Here is a 19,332-nt window from a genome sequence, read left to right as displayed (position 1 = left end):
TTCTTACTTTTGTTTATTAATTATTCGCAAGTGAGGGAATTGATTGAAGTCAAAGAAGTTATCACTCCCTACGGTCGTTCTGGACGTTAAGGGACAATAGTCTTCTTGCGTAAAACGTAGGACATGTGTCCCTTAACTTCCTTCTAACTTCCCTAACTTCACTTAACTTCCCCATATGCGAAAGTTCAGTTAATTATTTGTTTCAGAACCGCTTATGAAAGACGGTTCTTTTTCTCTACCCGAGCGAAGTAGATGCAGTCGAACACGAGAAGCACTACATAGAACAGGGCGAAGATGGCAGTGAATCCCAGGATGTTCTGCCTGTCGCATACCAGCACGTAGATGAGGAACACCAGCGTACCAGCCATCAGCTTCAAGACCAATGCCGCCAGGTAGAACTTGGCGAGATTGGCGGGAGATGATTTAGCCACAGCCTTCCAGGCTTCACCATAAGCAGTACTTGCAACGAGCGAGAATATCGCACTCACTACCAGCGGGTTAACAACCTGGGCTATCATATCATCGCATTGAGCAGACAATCTGCAGGCAAAGAGCACGGCAAGAGCCACTGCTGCTGTAAGCCACAGAGAAATCTGCTTATACCTGATACTCGCCTGTCTGATAGTCTGCAAGCGCAACTTTTCTTCTTTTTCCATTGTTCTAAGTATAATGTATAATTGACAATGTACAATTATTAATTGTTAATTATCAATTATTAATTAATCTAAACTTCTACGCAAAGGCTTACTTCGTTTTTCTTACATTCCACGAATCCGCCCTTGATGTTCATTGCCTGCTTGCCTTCCTTGGTGGTGTATTCCACCTTGCCCACTTCGAGCGAAGAGATGATAGGTGCGTGGTCTTTGAGAATCTCGAACGAGCCGAGGGTTCCCGGAACCAGTACGCTCTCCACCTCACCCTGGAAGACTACTTTCTCAGGAGATACTATCTTTAGCTGTAACATAAGCCGTGGATTTAAAGATTACGCCTGTGCTGCTGCGAGCAACTGCTTAGCCTTCTCCTTCGCATCCTCGATAGTACCTACGTTGAGGAATGCCTGCTCTGGCAGGTCGTCTACCTCACCGTCAAGGATGGCGTTGAAGCCCTTGATAGTCTCTTCGATAGGAACCATCACACCCTTCAGACCGGTGAACTGCTCGGCTACGGTGAATGGCTGACTCAGGAAACGCTGTACACGACGTGCACGGTTCACGGTCAACTTATCCTCATCCGAAAGTTCATCCATACCGAGGATGGCGATGATATCCTGCAACTCGTTGTAACGCTGCAGCAACTGCTTTACTCGCTGTGCACAATCGTAGTGAGCCTTGCCCACAATCAGCGGGTCGAGGATACGAGAGGTAGAACCCAGTGGGTCTACAGCAGGATAGATACCGAGAGAGGCAATCTTACGGGAAAGCTCTGTGGTAGCATCCAGGTGGGTAAAGGTGGTAGCTGGAGCAGGGTCGGTCAAGTCGTCGGCAGGAACGTATACAGCCTGCACGGAAGTGATGGAACCGTTCTTGGTAGAAGTGATTCGCTCCTGCATGGCACCCATCTCAGAAGCCAGTGTAGGCTGATAACCTACGGCTGATGGCATACGACCGAGCAACGCAGAAACCTCAGAACCAGCCTGGGTGAAACGGAAGATGTTGTCGATGAAGAACATGATATCTGCTGCCTCACCGTCCTTGCCTCCGTGGTCACGGAACTCCTCGGCAACGGTCAGTCCTGAAAGCGCAACTGAAGCACGTGCCCCAGGTGGCTCGTTCATCTGTCCGTATACCAGGGTAGCCTGACTCTTTGCCAGCTCCTCTGGGTCTACGAGAGAAAGATCCCACTTACCTTCGTCCATTGCCTTTCTGAACTTCTCACCATACTTGATAACGCCAGACTCGAGCATGTCTCGAATCAAGTCGTTACCCTCACGGGTACGCTCACCTACACCTGCGAATACAGAGTATCCGTTGTGTCCCTTGGCAATGTTGTTGATCAACTCCATGATGAGCACCGTCTTACCTACACCGGCTCCACCGAAAAGACCAATCTTACCACCCTTCATGTAAGGCTCGAGCAGGTCGATGACCTTGATACCGGTAGCAAGCATCTCCTTGTGGGTTGACAGTTCGTCAAACTTAGGAGCTTCGCGGTGGATAGGATAAGCGCCCTTCATGTCCAATTCTTTCATACCATCAATAGGCTGTCCGATGACATTCATCATACGGCCCTTGATCTGCTCACCTGCCGGCATGACGATAGGATTGCCTGTAGAGACAACCTCCAAGCCACGCTGCAAGCCGTCGGTGTTGTCCATAGCAACGCAGCGCACTGTGTCCTCACCGATGTGCTGCTGCACCTCTATGACCAGTTCGCGTCCGTCTGGGCGTTTCACCTTCAGAGCTTCGTAGATCTTAGGAAGCACCTTCTCAGGATTCTCGCCCTTGGTATCGAAGTAAACGTCGATAACCGGACCGATGATCTGCGAGATGCGTCCGTTAATTTGTGACATAAGCTTATTAATTTAAAGGTTATTTTTTATATTATTTTTCTATTGTTCTATTCGCTCGAAATCAGGAATAGGAGTTGTATCAGCTTCTTTCTTGACCAAGTAGATAGTGGGGAGATTCGCCTAGTGGCTTCGCCCCTGTTTTGCCCGGGAACTGACGAACCTCGCCCATGGCTCCGCTCTCTCAATTCCCGGCGGCAAAAGTAACAATAATTTATGAAAACCGCAAATCTTTTTATGGTTTTATACGGTTTTTATACCTTATTAAACCACATTTGTACCGTTTAAGACAATTTTCAAATTAGGAATCCTTCTTTCGGATACCCAACCGCCTTTTCGCGATACTCAACCCGTCTCTTTTAGATACTCAACTCGTCGAGAACCTTGATGAGCTTGCGGTCGAACGGCTTGTCTGAACGGATGGCCTCTGAAAGCGGTACGTATACCACCTCGTTGTTGCGCACGCCAATCATCACGTTGCGCTGACCCTGCATGATTGCCTCGATGGCACCGCAACCGGTACGGCTGGCAAGGATGCGGTCACGGGCTGATGGACGGCCGCCACGCTGCAGGTGACCCAGGATAGATACACGTACGTCGAACTCAGGGAACTCCTTGCGTACACGGTCTGCATAATAGAGCGCACCACACTTAGGACTCTCTGATACGATGACGATACAGCTCTTCTTTGACTTGCGGATACCACGCTCCATGAACTGTGCCAACTGGTCTACGTCGGTAGAGTCCTCTGGGATGATGGCAGCCTCTGCACCGCTGGCGATGGCTGAGTTCTGAGCCAGGAAGCCGGCATCACGTCCCATCACTTCGATGAAGAAGATACGCTCGTGGCTCTGTGCTGTATCACGGATACGGTCCACGCACTCTACGATGGTGTTCATGGTTGTATCATATCCGATGGTATTGTCAGTGCCGTAGAGGTCGTTGTCGATGGTACCAGGCAATCCGATACAGCAGATATCAAACTCACTTGCGAAATTCATCGCTCCGGTAAGCGAACCGTTACCTCCGATAACAACGAGTGCATCTATTTCCTCTTTCTGGATATTCTCAAAAGCCTTCTGGCGTCCTTCCTCGGTCATGAACTCCTTGGAACGGGCTGTCTTCAGTATCGTACCTCCGGTACCGATGATACCGCTCACGTTCTCTGTAGTGAATGGTACGATTTCATCATTGATGAGACCGTCATAGCCACGGTAAATACCCTTCACGTTGAATCCGTTGTAGATGGCCGCACGGGTCACAGCACGGATTGCTGCGTTCATACCTGGAGCATCACCTCCAGAAGTCAAAATTCCTATAGTCTTAATCTTTGCCATAACTATATTACCTTATTATATATATGATAAATTTATTAATAGTTTATTTTTTCTGTTTTTCTCTTAGATCCAATTGTCCTTTTCATCTTCGGGATGCGTGTTTCCATCCCCTTTTTCTTCTTCAGATATGGTTTAAATCATCAGGTACATGGTTCCGCCCATCAGGGTATGGGAGAGCCAGAGGATAGCGAGGCCTGCCACGCCACCCACGAGAGCCTTCCAGCCGATGTTGCGGAAGAACCAGCCCATGTGCATGTGTTCCATCTTCATCAGGGCAAGGCCGCTGATGGTTCCGATGCCCAATACGTTGCCGCCTGCCATCACGCAGTAGGCTACTACCTGCCAGTAGAGTCCGTTGGTGCTGTAGTTTGAATCCAGGACCATGGATGGGTCGCCCAGTCCCACAACGTCGTGCAGTGAGAAGAAGTTCATGGCGGTGGCAAAGTTGTCGAGCACGGTACTCAGTACGCCTGCAGCAATGCCGTGCAGCCATACGTTAGGGCGCTCCTCTCCCCAGCCCAGCAGGTTCATCAGGTCGTCGAAGGCGCCTGATTCCTTCACTACGCCAACAGCCATTATTATTCCCATCACGAAGAGAATCATCTGTATCACGCCATATTGCAGCACTCTAGGGGTGCGACGTTCCACCATCGCATCCATGTTCATGAGCTTGCGGTTGAAGATTTCGTTCACAATCCACAGGATGCTGAGCACGCACAATGCGCCCAGGAACGGACTGAGCTTGGTGATGTTATGGAATGTAGGGATAAACCAGAGTCCGCCGATACCCACGAAGAGCATCAGCTGTCTCTGCCATGCGTTGAGTCTTGTATCATCGCCTCTATAAGGCATCACGATCCATTCGCTGTCTACCCTCTCCGGCAGCATGCGCATCATCATCGCCGTCGGGATGAGCCAGGCAGCGAGACAAGGGAGAAGCAGGGAGAAAGAAAAGACGGTGGCTGTGACGGCTCCGGAATTCCAGAGCACCAGTCCTTCAGGATTACCTATCACGGTGAGTGCTCCGCCACAGTTGGCAGCCAGGAGGATGGCACTGCCATAGATCATTCTCTGACGGCGGCTAGGTATGATGGCGTGCATCATAGTAAGCATCATCACGGTAGTGGTCAGGTTATCGAGGTTGATTGAAATCAGGAAAGTAACGATGGCGAGCGTCCATAGCATCTTCTTGCTGCTGCGGGTTCGCAACAGCTGTCTTACGAAGTCGAAGCAGCCATTGTTGCTGAGAATCTCCACGATGGTCATCGTAGCCAGCAGGAACAGCACGATTTCAGCTGCCCTGCCCACCCAAGGGAGGAAGATGTTGCGGGAGATGTAGTACTTGACAGTAGTGCTGGTGGAATCGGCATCTCCGAGATGGAGGAACCGGGAATAGTCAGCCAGATGCTCGCTGGTAACGAAGTCCATACCAAAGCACACAAATAGCACCCATCCCACCGTTCCGGCAAAGATAGCCACGGCAGCACGGTTCACCTTGGTCACGTTCTCAGTTGCGATGAGCACGTAGGCAAGCACTAATATGGTAAGGATGACCAGCGTCATATTCTCTACTGTTAAATCATTATTTTCATAATTACTAATTCAATGGCAAAGGTAACAAATTATTTGGTATCACAAGCATTTCGAGTCTTTTTTTTAATGTATTTAACGCAAATTTCATGCAAATGAAACAAAAAACCGACTGTGTGCGCACAAAATGAAAGTAATCATTAATAGATGTATATATTATTTATTGTTAACGGTTCCATAAGGAAGAAAGCTGGCGAAAGGTATCCGGCAGAGAGGGAAAGAGAGCCTTTTTAGTTAAATATCATTAACAGAAGAAAGAAAAGTGGAGATAAACGCTTGTAAATCAAAGAAAATGAGTAATTTTGCAGCCGTTTTATATAATTCACATAAAGTCAAACTTTATTAAATTTAAATTTTTAATTAATTTTTATGTCAAATTTCAAGAACGTACAGCCACTCGACGACTTCAATTGGGAAGAGTTTGAGCAGGGTACAAACGCAGGCGTCAGCAAAGAGGACCTCGAGAAGGCCTATGACGAAACATTGAACAAGGTAACTGAGCACCAGGTAGTAGAGGGTACAGTAATCTCTGTTGATAAGAAAGAGGTTATCGTAAACATCGGCTACAAGAGCGACGGTATCATCCCAGCTTCTGAGTTCCGTTACAACCCAGACCTCAAGGTAGGCGACAAGGTAGAGGTTTACGTAGAGAACCAGGAGGACGTAAAGGGTCAGTTGGTACTCTCTCACAAGAAGGCTCGCCTCAGCAAGTCTTGGGAGCGTGTTAACGCTGCTCTCGAGAACGAGGAAATCATCCAGGGTTACATCAAGTGCCGCACTAAGGGCGGTATGATCGTTGACGTCTTCGGTATCGAGGCTTTCTTGCCAGGAAGCCAGATCGACGTTCATCCTATACGCGACTACGACGTATTCGTAGGCAAGACAATGGAGTTCAAGGTTGTAAAGATCAACCAGGAGTTCCGCAACGTTGTTGTTTCTCACAAGGCGCTCATCGAGCAGGAGTTGGAGCAGCAGCGTAAAGAGATCATCGGCAAGCTCGAAAAGGGTCAGATCCTCGAAGGTACCGTTAAGAACATCACTACTTACGGTGTATTCGTTGACCTTGGTGGCGTAGACGGTTTGATCCACATCACAGACCTCTCTTGGGGCCGCGTAAGCGATCCACACGAGGTTGTTTCTCTCGACCAGAAGATCAATGTTGTTATCCTCGACTTCGATGAGGAGAAGAAGCGTATCGCTCTCGGTTTGAAGCAGCTCACTCCACATCCATGGGATGCTCTTGATCCAAACCTCAAGGTTGGTGATCACGTGAAGGGTAAGGTAGTGGTTATGGCTGACTACGGTGCATTCGTTGAGATTGCTCCAGGTGTAGAGGGCTTGATCCACGTTTCTGAGATGTCTTGGAGCCAGCACCTCCGTTCTGCTAACGACTTCATGAAGGTTGGCGACGACGTAGAGGCTGTTATCCTGACTCTCGACCGTGCTGAGCGCAAGATGAGCCTTGGTATCAAGCAGCTCAAGGAAGACCCATGGGAGACTATCGATACCAAGTTCCCTGTAGGCAGCAAGCACGTTGCTAAGGTTCGCAACTTCACTAACTTCGGTATCTTCGTAGAGCTCGAGGAAGGTGTTGATGGTTTGATCCACATCTCTGACCTCTCTTGGACAAAGAAGATCAAGCACCCATCAGAGTTCACAGCAGTTGGTGCAACTCTCGATGTAGTAGTTCTCGAAATCGATAAGGAGAACCGTCGCTTGAGCCTTGGTCACAAGCAGTTGGAGAAGAACCCATGGGATGAGTATGAGACAATCTACACTCCAGGTTCTGTTCACACTGGTAAGATCATCGATATGATGGATAAGGGTGCTGTAGTTGCTCTCAACGAGGGTGGCGAAGGCTTCGCTACTCCAAAGCACCTCACAAAGGCTGACGGCTCAATGGCTAAGAAGGGCGAGGAGCTCGACTTCAAGGTAATCGAGTTCGTTAAGGAGACAAAGCGCATCATCCTCTCTCACTCTCGTACATTCGAGGAGGGTAAGGACGAGCCTGTATCTAAGCCAGCACGCAAGCACAGCAACGGTGGCCGCAAGAGCGATGCTCCTACAATCAACAACGTAGCAGCTAGCACATCACTCGGTGACATCGATGCACTTGCTAAGCTCAAGGCTCAGATGGAAGGCAAGGCATAATTAAGTCTGAGACATAATAAAGGAAAAAATAAGGGTTTGTTTATTGTTAGCATTCCCTGTAGTTTAAAAAGTCATCTTATCCCGGCTCTTCGTGAGAAGTGCCGGGATTTTTTTTGTCAAAGGCGATTACGCACGGAAAAATCATCGGAACATCCTTGCTGTTTTTTAAAGTCACGCAAATTTCGCAGATAACGCAGATTTTTCTTCGCTGTCAGCAAGGCCCCGTCCGTCCCGGCGGATTTGAAATCCGCCGTAAAAGAAAAGGTTCGACCTATGAAAACGGGGGATTTGTAATCCCCCAATAACAAATGAGCCAGAACCGATTACCGGGGATTGCAAATCCCCTGAACACAAAAGGCACAAAGAGGTTAGGACAATTTTAACGACGGATTGCAAATCCGTCGAAACGCCTAACGGGAGGTTACGATGGGTGGTGGATTATGAACTGGCTTCCGATAGGCGTCCCGGCGGATTTGAAATCCGCCGTAAAAAAGGTTCGGCATATGAAAACGGGGGATTTGTAATCCCACTATAACAAATGAGCCAAACCGATTACCGGGGATTACAAATCCCCACGCACAAAGAGGTTAGGACAGTTTTTAACGACGGATTACAAATCCGTCGAAACACCTAACGGGAGGTTACGATGGGTGGTGGATTATGAACTGTCTTCCGATAGACGTCCCGGCGGATTTGAAATCCGCCGTAAAAAAGGTTCGACCTATGAAAACGGGGGATTTGTAATCCCACTATAACAAATGAGCCAGAACCGATTACCGGGGATTACAAATCCCCAGAACACAAAGAGGTTAGGACATTTTTTAACGACGGATTGCAAATCCGTCGAAACGCCTAACGGGAGGTTACGATGGGTGGTGGATTATGAACTGTCTTCCGATAGGCGTCTCGGCGGATTTGAAATCCGCCGTAAAAAAGGTTCGACCTATGAAAACGGGGGATTTGTAATCCCACTATAACAAATGAGCCAGAACCGATTACCGGGAATTACAAATCCCCAGGCACAAAGAGGTTAGGACATTTTTTGACGACGGATTACAAATCCGTCGAAACGCCTAACGGGAGGTTACGATGGGTGGTGGATTATGAACTGTCTTCCGATAGGCGTCCCGGCGGATTTGAAATCCGCCGTAAAAAAGGTTCGACCTATGAAAACGGGGGATTTGTAATCCCACTATAACAAATGAGCCAAACCGATTACTGGGGATTGCAAATCCCCAGGCACAAAGAGGTTTGGACATTTTTTGACGACAGATTGCAAATCCGTCGAAACGTAAAATCTCTACTCCCATTCGTAAACTTTTATCACAAAAAACGAGGATTTTATAACAACTTTAATAAAATCCTCATCAATACGAAAGAAAATTTGTAAAAACTTGTCAGTTTATCAAAAATTTAATATATCTTTGCACCTAGTATCAGATTTTAAACCTTGAAGTTTATCTAAGCAGGCACTAATATAGGGGCAAAAACTGGTAAATGCAAGCTGACTATATACATTATAATAGCAGCTTACAACGGAATTAAGAAATGAAAAGCCTGCAAGAACGAACAGAACAAAGTATGGCAAAAAATCTAAAGGTAGGTATGCTCGTATGCGCCTCTATCCTGGCTGCAAATGCTGCATACGCTAACTACCCAACATCCAATGAGCTACTGACTGTTACACAACAAACAGGAAAGATTAAGGGAACCATCGTCGATTCCAAAACAGGAGAACCTGTCATTGGAGCAAGTGTGAAAGTAAAAGGCACCAAACTGGCTGCCGTAACCGACCTGAATGGTGAGTTTGAACTCAATACCCACGCCAACGCAACCCTACAGATTTCGTATGTCGGATTCAAGGAGACTGAGGTGAAAGCCAGCAACGGCATGAAAATCTCACTGAAGGAAGACACCGAGTCGCTCGAAGAGGTTGTCGTAGTGGGATACGGCACTCAGAAGAAAGAGAGCCTCACTGGTGCCATGGCAAATATCAAGGGAGAAAAACTGAAAGACATCACATCTGCCACCGTTGAAAACATGCTCAACGGCAAGGTTTCGGGTGTGTATGTAGCTCCTGGTTCTGGTCGTCCTGGCTCTACGGGAGCCATTATTATCCGTGGACAGACTTCCCTCAATGGTGCCACAGCTCCTCTCTGGGTTGTGGATGGAGTCATTGTGGGCAACAGTGCCGGCGACCTCAACCCTGACGACATCGAGACGATGACCGTATTGAAGGATGCAGCCTCAACAGCCATCTATGGTTCAGAGGGTGCCAACGGCGTCGTAGTAGTCACCACCAAGCAAGCCAAGCACGAAAAGATGTCTATCTCCCTGTCGGCCAAGGCCGGTCTGAGCACTTTGAACCGTGGTAACCTGGAGATGATGGACGGTGCGGAATTCTACGACTACTATAAGTCGTTCCAGAATGTGGAGTCAGTGAACTTCCCACGCTGGAACGAAGACCTGAGAAACTCCAACTTCGACTGGTTCAAGCTTGCCAAGAAGACCGGTTCCACCCAGGACTATAACCTGACCCTCAATGGTGGCAGCGAGAACATACAGTCAATGTTCACCCTGGGCTATTTCAAGGAAGAAGGTGCCGTCAAGGGTTATGACATGAACCGCTACAGCACCCGTATCAAGGTGGTTTACAAGCCTTACGAGTGGCTCACCATCAAGCCGAACATCAGCGGTTCACGCACCAACGACAAGGACAAGCAGTATAGCGTGGGCGCCATGTATTCCATGATGCCATGGGATAGCCCTTACGATGAGAACGGCAACCTGGTGCCAAACTACTATAACGGATGGGTGAACTCCAAGGCAACCAACTATCTGAACGACCTTGCCGCAGGCGACTACTCTACAAGTACCACCTACGACCTGTCTGGCGGATTGGATTTCGACATCAAGATAGCTCCTTGGCTCACATTCTCATCTGTCAACAACTACAGTTACTACAACAGCCAGACTCACGGCTACTACGATCCGAAGTCAAGTTCTGGCGAGGGAGTGAATGGCCGCACCACAGAGTACAACTATGTATCTACCCGCCGCTATACCAACCAGTTGCTCCGTTTCAAGAAGAGCTGGGGCAAGCACAACGTCAACGCTTTGCTCGCCTACGAGTTCAACGACTATGAAATGAAGTATACCGATGTGTATGCCACAGGATTCATCTCAGGATTCGAGGACTTCATGACAGCTGCCAAGCCGGAGATGGCCAACGGTTACCGCACGGCATGGGCAAAGCAGTCTTACTTCACACAGTGGCGTTACGACTACGACAGCCGCTACTACGGAGAGCTCTCATTGCGCCGTGACGGCCGTTCCAACTTCGGTTCCAACAACCGCTATGGCAACTTCTTCTCCGTAAGTGGAGCATGGAACATCAACAACGAGTCATGGTTCAAGGCAGACTGGGTAGACCAGCTCAAGCTGCGCGCCGCCTTCGGTTCTGTAGGTAATGTGCCTACCTCCCTCTATCCATCCTACTCTCTCTACTCAGTGGGTGCCACCTATAATGAGAATCCAGGTGCGCTCATCTCTCAGATAGGAAACAAGGACCTGACATGGGAGAAGACCTATACCACAGGCGTGGGTGTGGATGCCTCTTTCTGGCAGAACCGCCTGCATGCCACCCTCGACTACTACATCAAGAACACCAGCAACATCCTCTACCAGGTGCCTGTAACGGGACTGGTGGGCGTGACATCCATCTGGAAGAACATCGGCAAGATGCGCAACACCGGTATCGAGCTCACCGTTGGCGGAGACATCATCCGCACAAAGGACCTGACATGGAATGTTACAGCCAACATCTCCCACAACAGCAACGAACTGAGAGACCTCTACAAGCAGCGTGATGCCAACGGCAACTATGTAGTGAAGCCAGTGCTGATCAGCGACGGTACATCGATTGCAGGTACAGCACAGCGCATCCTTGAGATTGGCGAGCCTGTAGACACCTATTATATGAAGGAATGGGCTGGCGTTAACCCAGAGGACGGTAAGCCACAGTGGTATATGGACGATGCGAATGGCAACAAGGTGGTAACCGACAGCTATTCCAAGGCTTCAGACTACAAGTGTGGCAAGGCATCTCCTGATGTATATGGCAGCTTCTCCACCTCTCTGTTCTACAAGAACTTCGACCTGCAGGCAAACTTCGGTTATTCACTTGGCGGCCAGATCTACAGCTACTATCGCCAGGAGTTCGACTCCGACGGAGCCTATGCCGGCGACCGCAACCAGATGAAGCTGCAGAAGGACTGGAGCCGCTGGGAGAAGCCAGGCGACATCGCCACTCACCCACGTGCCATGTACAACAACCAGGACAAGGGTAACCTGGCATCATCACGCTATCTGGAAAGCTCAGACTACCTGAAGTTGCGCTCACTCACCCTGGGTTACAACTTCGATTTGAAGAAGTATGGCATCCAGACCCTGCGCCTCTCTGTATCAGGCGAGAACCTGTTTACCATCACCGACTATTCTGGCGTTGACCCAGAGTTGCCAGCAGGCACCAACGACAAGGGAGTGCTGAGCGTAACCAACACTGGAGGCACCTCAGTTTATCCAGCCGTACGCAAGTTTATGCTTGGTGTTAACTTAACATTCTAAATTCTTGACAACAATGAAAATGAATAAAAGTATATTGATGCTCATGCTTGGCGCAACCCTCCTGGGTTCTTGCGACATTGAGCGTTTCCCGACCTACAGTATGTCGGACGAACAGATAAAGAACAATCCTGCGAGCAACCTCGATGCCTTGCTCAACGGTATGTATGCTCAGCTCAAGAGCTGGTCTGACCCTATGCACCGTTGCGGAGAGTATGCAGGTGACAACATGGTGATCCGTGGTTCTTCAACCGATGCCTTCTTCGAGTTCATCAGCTATTCACGCACACCGAACAACTATCGTCTGCAGAGCTTCTGGGACTCAGGCTACAAGGCCATCGCACAGGCTTCAAACATCATCAACATGATAAATGAGGGACAAAGCACCGAAATCGACAACTCACTCGGCGAATGCTACTACGTGCGTGGCATGATGTATTTCTACCTCTGCCGTGCCTACGGTCGTCCTTACTACCAGGCACCGGAGAAGAACCTGGGTGTGCCTATCGTAAACGGTACCCCAGACAACATCCTCGACCTGCAGCTCGCCGACCGTGCCACCGTGCAGCAGACCTACGAGCAGGCCATCAACGACCTGAAGAAGGCAGAGCAGCTGCTCAGCACGAACCGTGGTCCAGCCTACGCATCAAAGGCAGCAGCCCAGGCGATGCTCTCACGCATCTATCTCTATATGAGCGGCACCTACGAGAACCCTAACCGTGAGTATGCACAGCTCGCCGTTGACTATTCCAACAAGGTAATCGAAAACAGCGACTACTCTCTGCTTCCACGCGAGGAGTTCATGAAGTACAACACCATCGTTCCTGAGAACAACCCGGAGGACATCTTCGTGGTGAAGCGCGTGGCTTCTGAATACTCAGGCTATGACCACTACTATGGAATCGGCGGTATGTATTCCAACATCGGTGGCATGGGATGGGGCGAGATGTACGCCAGCGAGAAATACATCGACCTGCTCAACGAGACGGGCCGCAACGACTGGCGTCCGCAATCCAAGAAGATCGTAGATGCACGTGCCAACTTCATCGAGCCTACATACACCGAAGACAACAAGGAAGTGTTCCGCTTCGTATATGTGGGCAGCGACGGCAACAAGCACTATGCCCAGTTCGACACCAAGCACAATGGCGACAAGGTATCCTGCACCGACAAGAACGGCAACTCCTACGACCTCACTCTGGTCAGTGCCGACGACGAGTACTATACCATCAACTATAATGGCATAGAGTATCAGGGCATGCTCGACAACTACATCACCGTGAACCGTGAGTATCCACAGTTCTACATCGTGAAGTGTTCGCGCGAGGGTGAGGATTCTCAGCTTCACTCACCGGTCATCAGCCGTCTGGGCGAGATTTACCTCAACCGTGCAGAGGCATACGCCAAGCTCGGCGAATATGACAAGGCGCTCACCGACCTCAACACCATCCGCAACCGCTCCATCGTAAACGGTGGCTATCCTGCAGGTAAGCTCAACGCCGACAACGCCTTCGAACTGATTGACAAGGAGCGCCAGCTGGAACTTGCCTACCAGGCAGAGCGCAGCTATGACGTGTTCCGCAACGGTCACTCGCTGACACGCGACTACCCAGGTCCTCACAACCAGCACGAGGAGGTGAAGGCATCTGACTATCGCGTAACATACTATATCCCTCAGAATGCCATCAACGCATATCCAGGCACTCTTACCCAGAACCCTACCGACAACAGCGGTGTGATTCTGAAGTAACCCACTGAAGGGATAACAGAAAACATCTGTTTCAAATAAAACGAAATGAATAATATCTATAGAAAAATGTACGTTGGCAATGCATTGGCAGTGGCTGTAAGCCTGCCTATGGTTGCCAACGCTACTAACGAAACTCCGTCTGCTTCGACAGCCATCACAGCACAGGCTGCGCAGGCAGACGGCGTGCAGATTCTAAGAATCAACCCAACAACCGTAGAACTCTGCTTCGCCAACCACCGCAGAGTGGCAGTTGACTTCTACGGCGAGAACATCATCAGAATCTTTGAAGACCACAACGGTGGCGTGATGAGAGACCCGGAGGCAAAGCCTGAGGCTCACATCCTGGTGGACAACCCACGCACCAAGGTGGGCAGCCTGCAGATTACTGAGCAGGGCGATGAAATCACCCTCGCCAGCAGCAAGGCAAAGGTTATATTCAACAAGACCACCGGACTGTTCAAGATTGTAAACGCCGAGAACGGCAAGACCGTGGCTACCCAGAGCGCACCATCCACCTTCACTCCAGAGAAGGTGACGCTCACCCTCCAGGAGCAGCCAGACGAATACTACTTCGGCGGTGGCGTGCAGAACGGACGCTTCTCTCACAAGGGAGAAAAGATTGAAATCGTGAACACCAACAACTGGGTGGATGGCGGCGTGGCTTCACCTGCCCCATTCTACTGGTCTACAGCCGGCTATGGCTTCATGTGGTACACCTTCAAGCCGGGACTCTACGACTTCGGTTCCACCCAGAAGGGCAGCGTGAAGCTATCCCACGAATCGAAGAACCTCGACGTATTCTTCATGGTGGGCGAAAAGCCTACCGACCTGCTGGGCGAATACTATCAGCTGACGGGCAACCCGGTGCTGCTGCCTAAGTTCGGTTTCTACGAGGGACACCTCAATGCCTACAACCGTGACTACTGGAAAGAGGCAGACAAGGGTCGCACCATGACCTTCGAGGACGGCAAGAGCTACAAGGAGAGTGCCAGCGACAAGACGGGCATCAAGGAGTCGCTCAATGGCGAGAAGAACAACTATCAGTTCTCTGCCCGAGCTGCCATCGACCGCTACGTGAGCCACGACATGCCTTTGGGATGGTTCCTGCCTAACGATGGATACGGAGCCGGTTATGGCCAGGAATCAACCCTCGACGGCAACATCGAGAACCTGAAGCAGTTTGGCGACTATGCCCGCAAGCACGGCGTGGAGATTGGTCTCTGGACCCAGTCAGACCTTCACCCTAAGGACAGCATCGAGGCACTGTTGCAGCGCGACATCGTGAAAGAGGTGGGCACCGCAGGAGTGAGAGTGCTCAAGACCGACGTGGCATGGGTGGGCGACGGCTACTCCTTCGGACTCAACGGCGTGAGCGACGTGGCGCAGATCTTGCCTTACTATGGCAACAACGCACGCCCATTCATCATCTCTCTCGACGGATGGGCAGGCACACAGCGATATGCATCCATCTGGTCGGGCGACCAGACGGGTGGCGACTGGGAATACATCCGTTTCCATATCCCTACCTTCATCGGCGCAGGTCTTTCCGGTCTCTCCAACATCACCTCCGACCTGGACGGTATCTTTGGCGGAAAGAACCCAATCATGAACATGCGTGAGTTTGAATGGAAGACCTTCACTGCGATGGGACTCAACATGGACGGCTGGGGCTCCAATGCCAAGTATCCGTTCATCCTCGGCGAACCATCAGCATCCGTCAACAGAACTTACCTCAAGCTGAAGTCAGAACTGATGCCATACATCTACACCGCAGCCCAGGAGGCTGTGACCGGCAAACCGTTGATGAGAGCGATGTTCCTCGACGACACGAACCCTTACACCCTGGGCAAGGCTACGGAATATCAGTTTATGTGCGGTCCTTACTTCCTCGTGGCTCCTATCTACAAGGAGACCAGGATGGACAAGCAGGGCAACGACATCCGTAACGGCATCTATCTGCCAGAGGGAGAATGGGTGGATTACTTCAACGGAAAGGTATACCAGGGCGGGAGAATCATCAACGAGTTTGATGCGCCTTACTGGAAAATGCCTGTGTTCGTGAAGAGAGGGGCCATCATTCCGATGGTGAACCCTAACAACAACGTTTCGCAGATAGACAACACCAACCGCATCTTCGAACTTTATCCATACGGAGAGTCTGACTACAGTCTCTATGATGATGATGGCAAGACCGAGCTCTACCGCATCGGTGAGCACGCCACAACCCACATCCACTCCTCATTGGTTAAAGACCGCCTCACCGTCAATATCGACAAGACCGAGGGCAACTTTGCCGGACAGGAGAAGAACCAGTCTACAGAGATTCGCATCAACGTGAGCCAGGCTCCCAAGAAGCTGGTTGCCAAGATGGGTGGAAAGACAGTGAAACTGACAGAGGTGAGCACGATGGAGGCTCTCCGCTCCACAGAGAACGCCTGGTTCTACGACAAGGCTCCACAGTTCAACCGCTTTGCCACCAAAGGCAGCGACTTCGAGAAAGTGGACATCACAAAGAACCCGATGGTATGCATCCATCTGGCAAAAACCGACGTGACTGCCAATGCCATCGAGCTTCGCATGGACGGCTACCAGTTCGACAACAGCGATGCCCTGCTCAAATCAGCCGGTGCACTGAACGCCCCTCAAGCTAGCCTGAAGGACGCAGAGGGCGCCAACAAGGCATTCACCCTCACTGCAGCATGGGACAAGCAGGCAAACGCAGACTATTATGAAGTGAAGATTGACGGTATGCTCCACTCCACCATCCGCAGCACTGAATTCACCATCGAGAATCTGAAACCAGAAACCGAGTATGACATACAGGTGAGAGCGGTGAACAAGGACGGGGCATCAGAGTGGACCACCCTGAAGGGACGCACCATCAAGGATCCTCTCGATGAGGCTATCCGTGACATCACAGCCACCAACTCCACCCCAGACTGGGAAGGATTGGAGGTAGCCAAGATGTTCGACTTCAACGAGAAGAACTACTGGCACACCGACTACTACAAGAAGGAAGGCGTATTGCCATTCGACATGACGATGAACCTGCATGGCATCGCCAAGCTCGACAAGATTCAGTATCTGCCAAGCTCAGAGCGTGACAGTCACGGACAGATTTACAAGGGACGCATCGCAACAAGTTTCGATGGCAGCAACTGGACTGAGAACGGCACCTTCGAGTGGAGCAAGGATGGGGGTGTAAAGGAATACAAGTTCAAGGGTGAGCCAGAGGCACAGTATGTAAAGATGACCGTTGAGGAGACCAAAGGCGGACAGGCGTCAGGTACTGAGTTGTATGTATTCAAGACCCCAGGCAGCAAGATGAAGAAGCCGGGCGACATCAACAACGATAACCGCATCGATGAGAACGACTTCACTTCCTATCTCAACTATTGCGGTCTGCGCAAGGGCGACAAGGACTTCGAGGGCTATGTAAGCAATGGCGACATCAACCGCAACGGCTTGATTGATGCCTACGACATCTCGGTGGTTGCCACCCAGTTGAAGAGCGGTGTAAGCAGCAAGCAGGTGGCTCCTGTTGCAGGCTGCATTTCGCTCGTAGCCGACAAGAAGGCATACCAGGCAGGCGACGTCATCACCCTCACCGTGAAGGGCAAGGATCTCGTATCTCTCAATGCCCTGAGCTTTGCCTTGCCATACAATGCCACCGACTTCGAGTTCATCGGCATCGACGTCAAGGATATGGGCAAGATGGAGAACATCTCCAAGGACCGCCTCCACTCTGACGGCAGCAAGCTGATTTACCCTACCTTCGTCAACATCGGTGAACAGCCTGCGGTAGAAGGCACCCACGACCTCTTCACCATCAAGTTGAAGACCAGGAAGGCATGCAAGCCATCATTCAAGTTCTGCAACCTGATGATGGTAGATAAGTTCTTGCGAGTAAAGAGCGAGAAATAAAAAAGTATAGTATATCATAAAGAAAAACCGTCTGTGGACATCCGATTTGCCCACAGGCGGTTTTCTTTTTCAAAACAACCCCGATGACAACCCTTGTTGCAACCCTCTACCTATTGCAAAAACTGGAAAAATGTTGTATCTTTGCATCAGAAATAAAAAGAAAGAAAAACACAAAAGTATAAACAATTTTAATTGACATAGTTATGGAATACACAGAACAGGAAAACGAGAAGATGCAGAAGATGCTACTCTCACCCCACTTCGCCCTCGGGGAATTCACCAAATCGGGCACGGCCATCAAACATGGCGTTGATAACACACCACACGACATCATCGTGGTAGTGAGACTCACCACGCTCTGCGAGAAGATTCTGGAACCTCTTCGCCGACAGTTCGGTGCTATCCGCATCACCAGCGGTTACAGGTGCCACCTGCTCAATCTGCAAGTGGGAGGAGCTATAGGAAGTCAGCACGAACTGGGAGAGGCTGCAGACATCTTCGTCACCAACAGCGAGGTGCTGCTCAAGTACATGGAATTCATCCAGAAGAACTGCGACTTCGACCAGATAATTCTCGAACCGCGCGGACAACCACAGAAACGCTGGCTGCACGTAAGCTATACCATGCGACGACCCAACCGGCATCAGACACTGAAATAACCAAACATTTCAAATCATCTAATACTATGAAAAAAGACACCATCAAGACCATCATCAAAATCGCCGCAGCCATCCTCACTGCCATCGCAACCTCACTGGGGTTGACCAACTGCATGAGCTAAGCCGACGACTGGTATGGAAAAAAGTAAAACAGCCCAGGGCTACCAAAAAGGACAAGTCCTGGGCTGAAAAAGAAAGAAAAACACATTTTTATTTTAACCTTTTAAATTTTTAATACTATGAGCGTAAAGTACAGAAAAGTAGTTAACAACCGCAAGAACTCCAAGACCGAAGGTAAGGTCTATGGACGAGCAGTAGTAGACGGTGTTATTGACACCAAGGAGATTGCTGGCAAGATCAGCAAGCGATGCACCCTGACCGAGCCAGACATCATCGCAGTAATCAATGCCCTGGAAACCGAGATCAGCTACGGTCTCGCCGACGGCAAGCGAGTAGTGCTCGACGGATTCGGCTCCTTCAAGGTAGGACTCACCACTACCCCAGCCGACAGCGCCAAGAAGTTCACCAGTGCCAACATCAAGGGCATGCACGTCATCTTCCTGCCTGCCACCGAGATGGAACAGGGCAAGCGCGTGAAGAACATGCTCCGCAACGTGAAGGCTGAGGAGATGACCGAGTACACGGGTCTCGACAACAGCAAGACCACCGACCCAGGCAAGACTGACCCAGGCAGCACCGATCCAGGCAAGACTGACCCAGGCAACACCGACTCAGGAGACGTAGGATTGTAAAAAGAATCCTACACCCAGAGAAGCTTGAAGGATTCCAGCG

General features: G+C 50.2%; 12 protein-coding genes. 7 read left to right on the top strand and 5 right to left on the bottom strand.

The features are described 5' to 3' along the window. Positions 1-212 precede the first annotated feature (212 nt). The 5 genes from ACQRBJ_RS03090 to ACQRBJ_RS03070 form a co-directional block, all read right to left on the bottom strand. Positions 213-656, bottom strand: coding sequence for a hypothetical protein (locus tag ACQRBJ_RS03090; RefSeq protein ID WP_441936225.1), 444 nt, complete (start codon positions 654-656; stop codon positions 213-215). 68 nt (positions 657-724) lie between these two features. After that, positions 725-964 carry an ATP synthase F1 subunit epsilon gene (gene atpC / locus ACQRBJ_RS03085; RefSeq protein ID WP_203038663.1) on the bottom strand — a complete coding sequence of 80 codons (240 nt, stop codon included), beginning with the start codon at positions 962-964 and terminating at the stop codon, positions 725-727. A gap of 18 nt (positions 965-982) precedes the next feature. Then, entirely contained in the window at positions 983-2,509 is a 1,527-nt protein-coding gene (atpD, locus tag ACQRBJ_RS03080; RefSeq protein ID WP_153123500.1) for a F0F1 ATP synthase subunit beta, read from the bottom strand. A gap of 356 nt (positions 2,510-2,865) precedes the next feature. Further along, positions 2,866-3,843 (bottom strand): 6-phosphofructokinase, encoded by a 978-nt coding sequence (gene pfkA, locus ACQRBJ_RS03075; protein WP_294971656.1) that lies wholly within the window; start codon positions 3,841-3,843, stop codon positions 2,866-2,868. Between the two features lie 132 nt (positions 3,844-3,975). Further along, a complete protein-coding gene (locus ACQRBJ_RS03070; protein ID WP_441932402.1) occupies positions 3,976-5,406 on the bottom strand; it encodes an SLC13 family permease in 1,431 nt (476 codons plus the stop codon). A 396-nt stretch (positions 5,407-5,802) separates the two neighbouring features. Between ACQRBJ_RS03070 and rpsA the strand changes: the two genes are divergently transcribed. The 7 genes from rpsA to ACQRBJ_RS03035 all read left to right on the top strand — a co-directional run bounded on the left by rpsA (position 5,803) and on the right by ACQRBJ_RS03035 (position 19,292). Beyond that, a complete protein-coding gene (gene rpsA / locus ACQRBJ_RS03065) occupies positions 5,803-7,584 on the top strand; it encodes a 30S ribosomal protein S1 (RefSeq protein WP_294971651.1) in 1,782 nt (593 codons plus the stop codon). 1,605 nt (positions 7,585-9,189) lie between these two features. After that, positions 9,190-12,210, top strand: a complete 3,021-nt coding sequence (locus tag ACQRBJ_RS03060) for a SusC/RagA family TonB-linked outer membrane protein (RefSeq protein WP_445302837.1) — start codon at positions 9,190-9,192, stop codon at positions 12,208-12,210. Positions 12,211-12,229: 19 nt separating this feature from the next. Next, complete coding sequence (locus tag ACQRBJ_RS03055) at positions 12,230-13,957, top strand: RagB/SusD family nutrient uptake outer membrane protein (RefSeq protein WP_445302822.1); 1,728 nt, start codon at positions 12,230-12,232, stop codon at positions 13,955-13,957. A gap of 45 nt (positions 13,958-14,002) precedes the next feature. Further along, a complete protein-coding gene (locus tag ACQRBJ_RS03050) occupies positions 14,003-17,881 on the top strand; it encodes a TIM-barrel domain-containing protein (RefSeq protein ID WP_445302821.1) in 3,879 nt (1,292 codons plus the stop codon). A gap of 203 nt (positions 17,882-18,084) precedes the next feature. Then, positions 18,085-18,540 carry a D-Ala-D-Ala carboxypeptidase family metallohydrolase gene (locus ACQRBJ_RS03045; protein WP_445302820.1) on the top strand — a complete coding sequence of 152 codons (456 nt, stop codon included), beginning with the start codon at positions 18,085-18,087 and terminating at the stop codon, positions 18,538-18,540. Between the two features lie 26 nt (positions 18,541-18,566). Then, positions 18,567-18,662: a smalltalk protein gene (locus ACQRBJ_RS03040; protein ID WP_153123456.1), complete on the top strand. Its 96-nt coding sequence runs from the start codon at positions 18,567-18,569 to the stop codon at positions 18,660-18,662. A gap of 117 nt (positions 18,663-18,779) precedes the next feature. Continuing rightward, the gene (locus tag ACQRBJ_RS03035) at positions 18,780-19,292 is read left to right on the top strand and encodes an HU family DNA-binding protein (protein WP_445302819.1); all 513 of its coding nucleotides are present in this window, start codon (positions 18,780-18,782) and stop codon (positions 19,290-19,292) included. The last annotated feature ends 40 nt before the right edge of the window (positions 19,293-19,332 follow it).

The organism is Prevotella sp. SGI.167 (assembly GCF_050313615.1).
Taxonomy (GTDB): domain Bacteria; phylum Bacteroidota; class Bacteroidia; order Bacteroidales; family Bacteroidaceae; genus Prevotella.
This window is presented reverse-complemented; position numbering and strand designations above follow the sequence as displayed.

Bases quoted from the DNA above. Each gene is read 5' to 3' on its own strand.
- ACQRBJ_RS03055 (WP_445302822.1), top strand. From the start codon at position 12,230: ATGAATAAAAGTATATTGATGCTCATGCTTGGCGCAACCCTCCTGGGT.
- ACQRBJ_RS03045 (WP_445302820.1), top strand. From the start codon at position 18,085: ATGGAATACACAGAACAGGAAAACGAGAAGATGCAGAAGATGCTACTC.
- ACQRBJ_RS03050 (WP_445302821.1), top strand. From the start codon at position 14,003: ATGAATAATATCTATAGAAAAATGTACGTTGGCAATGCATTGGCAGTG.
- ACQRBJ_RS03040 (WP_153123456.1), top strand. From the start codon at position 18,567: ATGAAAAAAGACACCATCAAGACCATCATCAAAATCGCCGCAGCCATC.
- ACQRBJ_RS03060 (WP_445302837.1), top strand. From the start codon at position 9,190: ATGCTCGTATGCGCCTCTATCCTGGCTGCAAATGCTGCATACGCTAAC.
- rpsA (WP_294971651.1), top strand. From the start codon at position 5,803: ATGTCAAATTTCAAGAACGTACAGCCACTCGACGACTTCAATTGGGAA.
- ACQRBJ_RS03070 (WP_441932402.1), bottom strand. From the start codon at position 5,406: ATGACGCTGGTCATCCTTACCATATTAGTGCTTGCCTACGTGCTCATC.
- atpD (WP_153123500.1), bottom strand. From the start codon at position 2,509: ATGTCACAAATTAACGGACGCATCTCGCAGATCATCGGTCCGGTTATC.
- ACQRBJ_RS03090 (WP_441936225.1), bottom strand. From the start codon at position 656: ATGGAAAAAGAAGAAAAGTTGCGCTTGCAGACTATCAGACAGGCGAGT.
- ACQRBJ_RS03035 (WP_445302819.1), top strand. From the start codon at position 18,780: ATGAGCGTAAAGTACAGAAAAGTAGTTAACAACCGCAAGAACTCCAAG.
- atpC (WP_203038663.1), bottom strand. From the start codon at position 964: ATGTTACAGCTAAAGATAGTATCTCCTGAGAAAGTAGTCTTCCAGGGT.
- pfkA (WP_294971656.1), bottom strand. From the start codon at position 3,843: ATGGCAAAGATTAAGACTATAGGAATTTTGACTTCTGGAGGTGATGCT.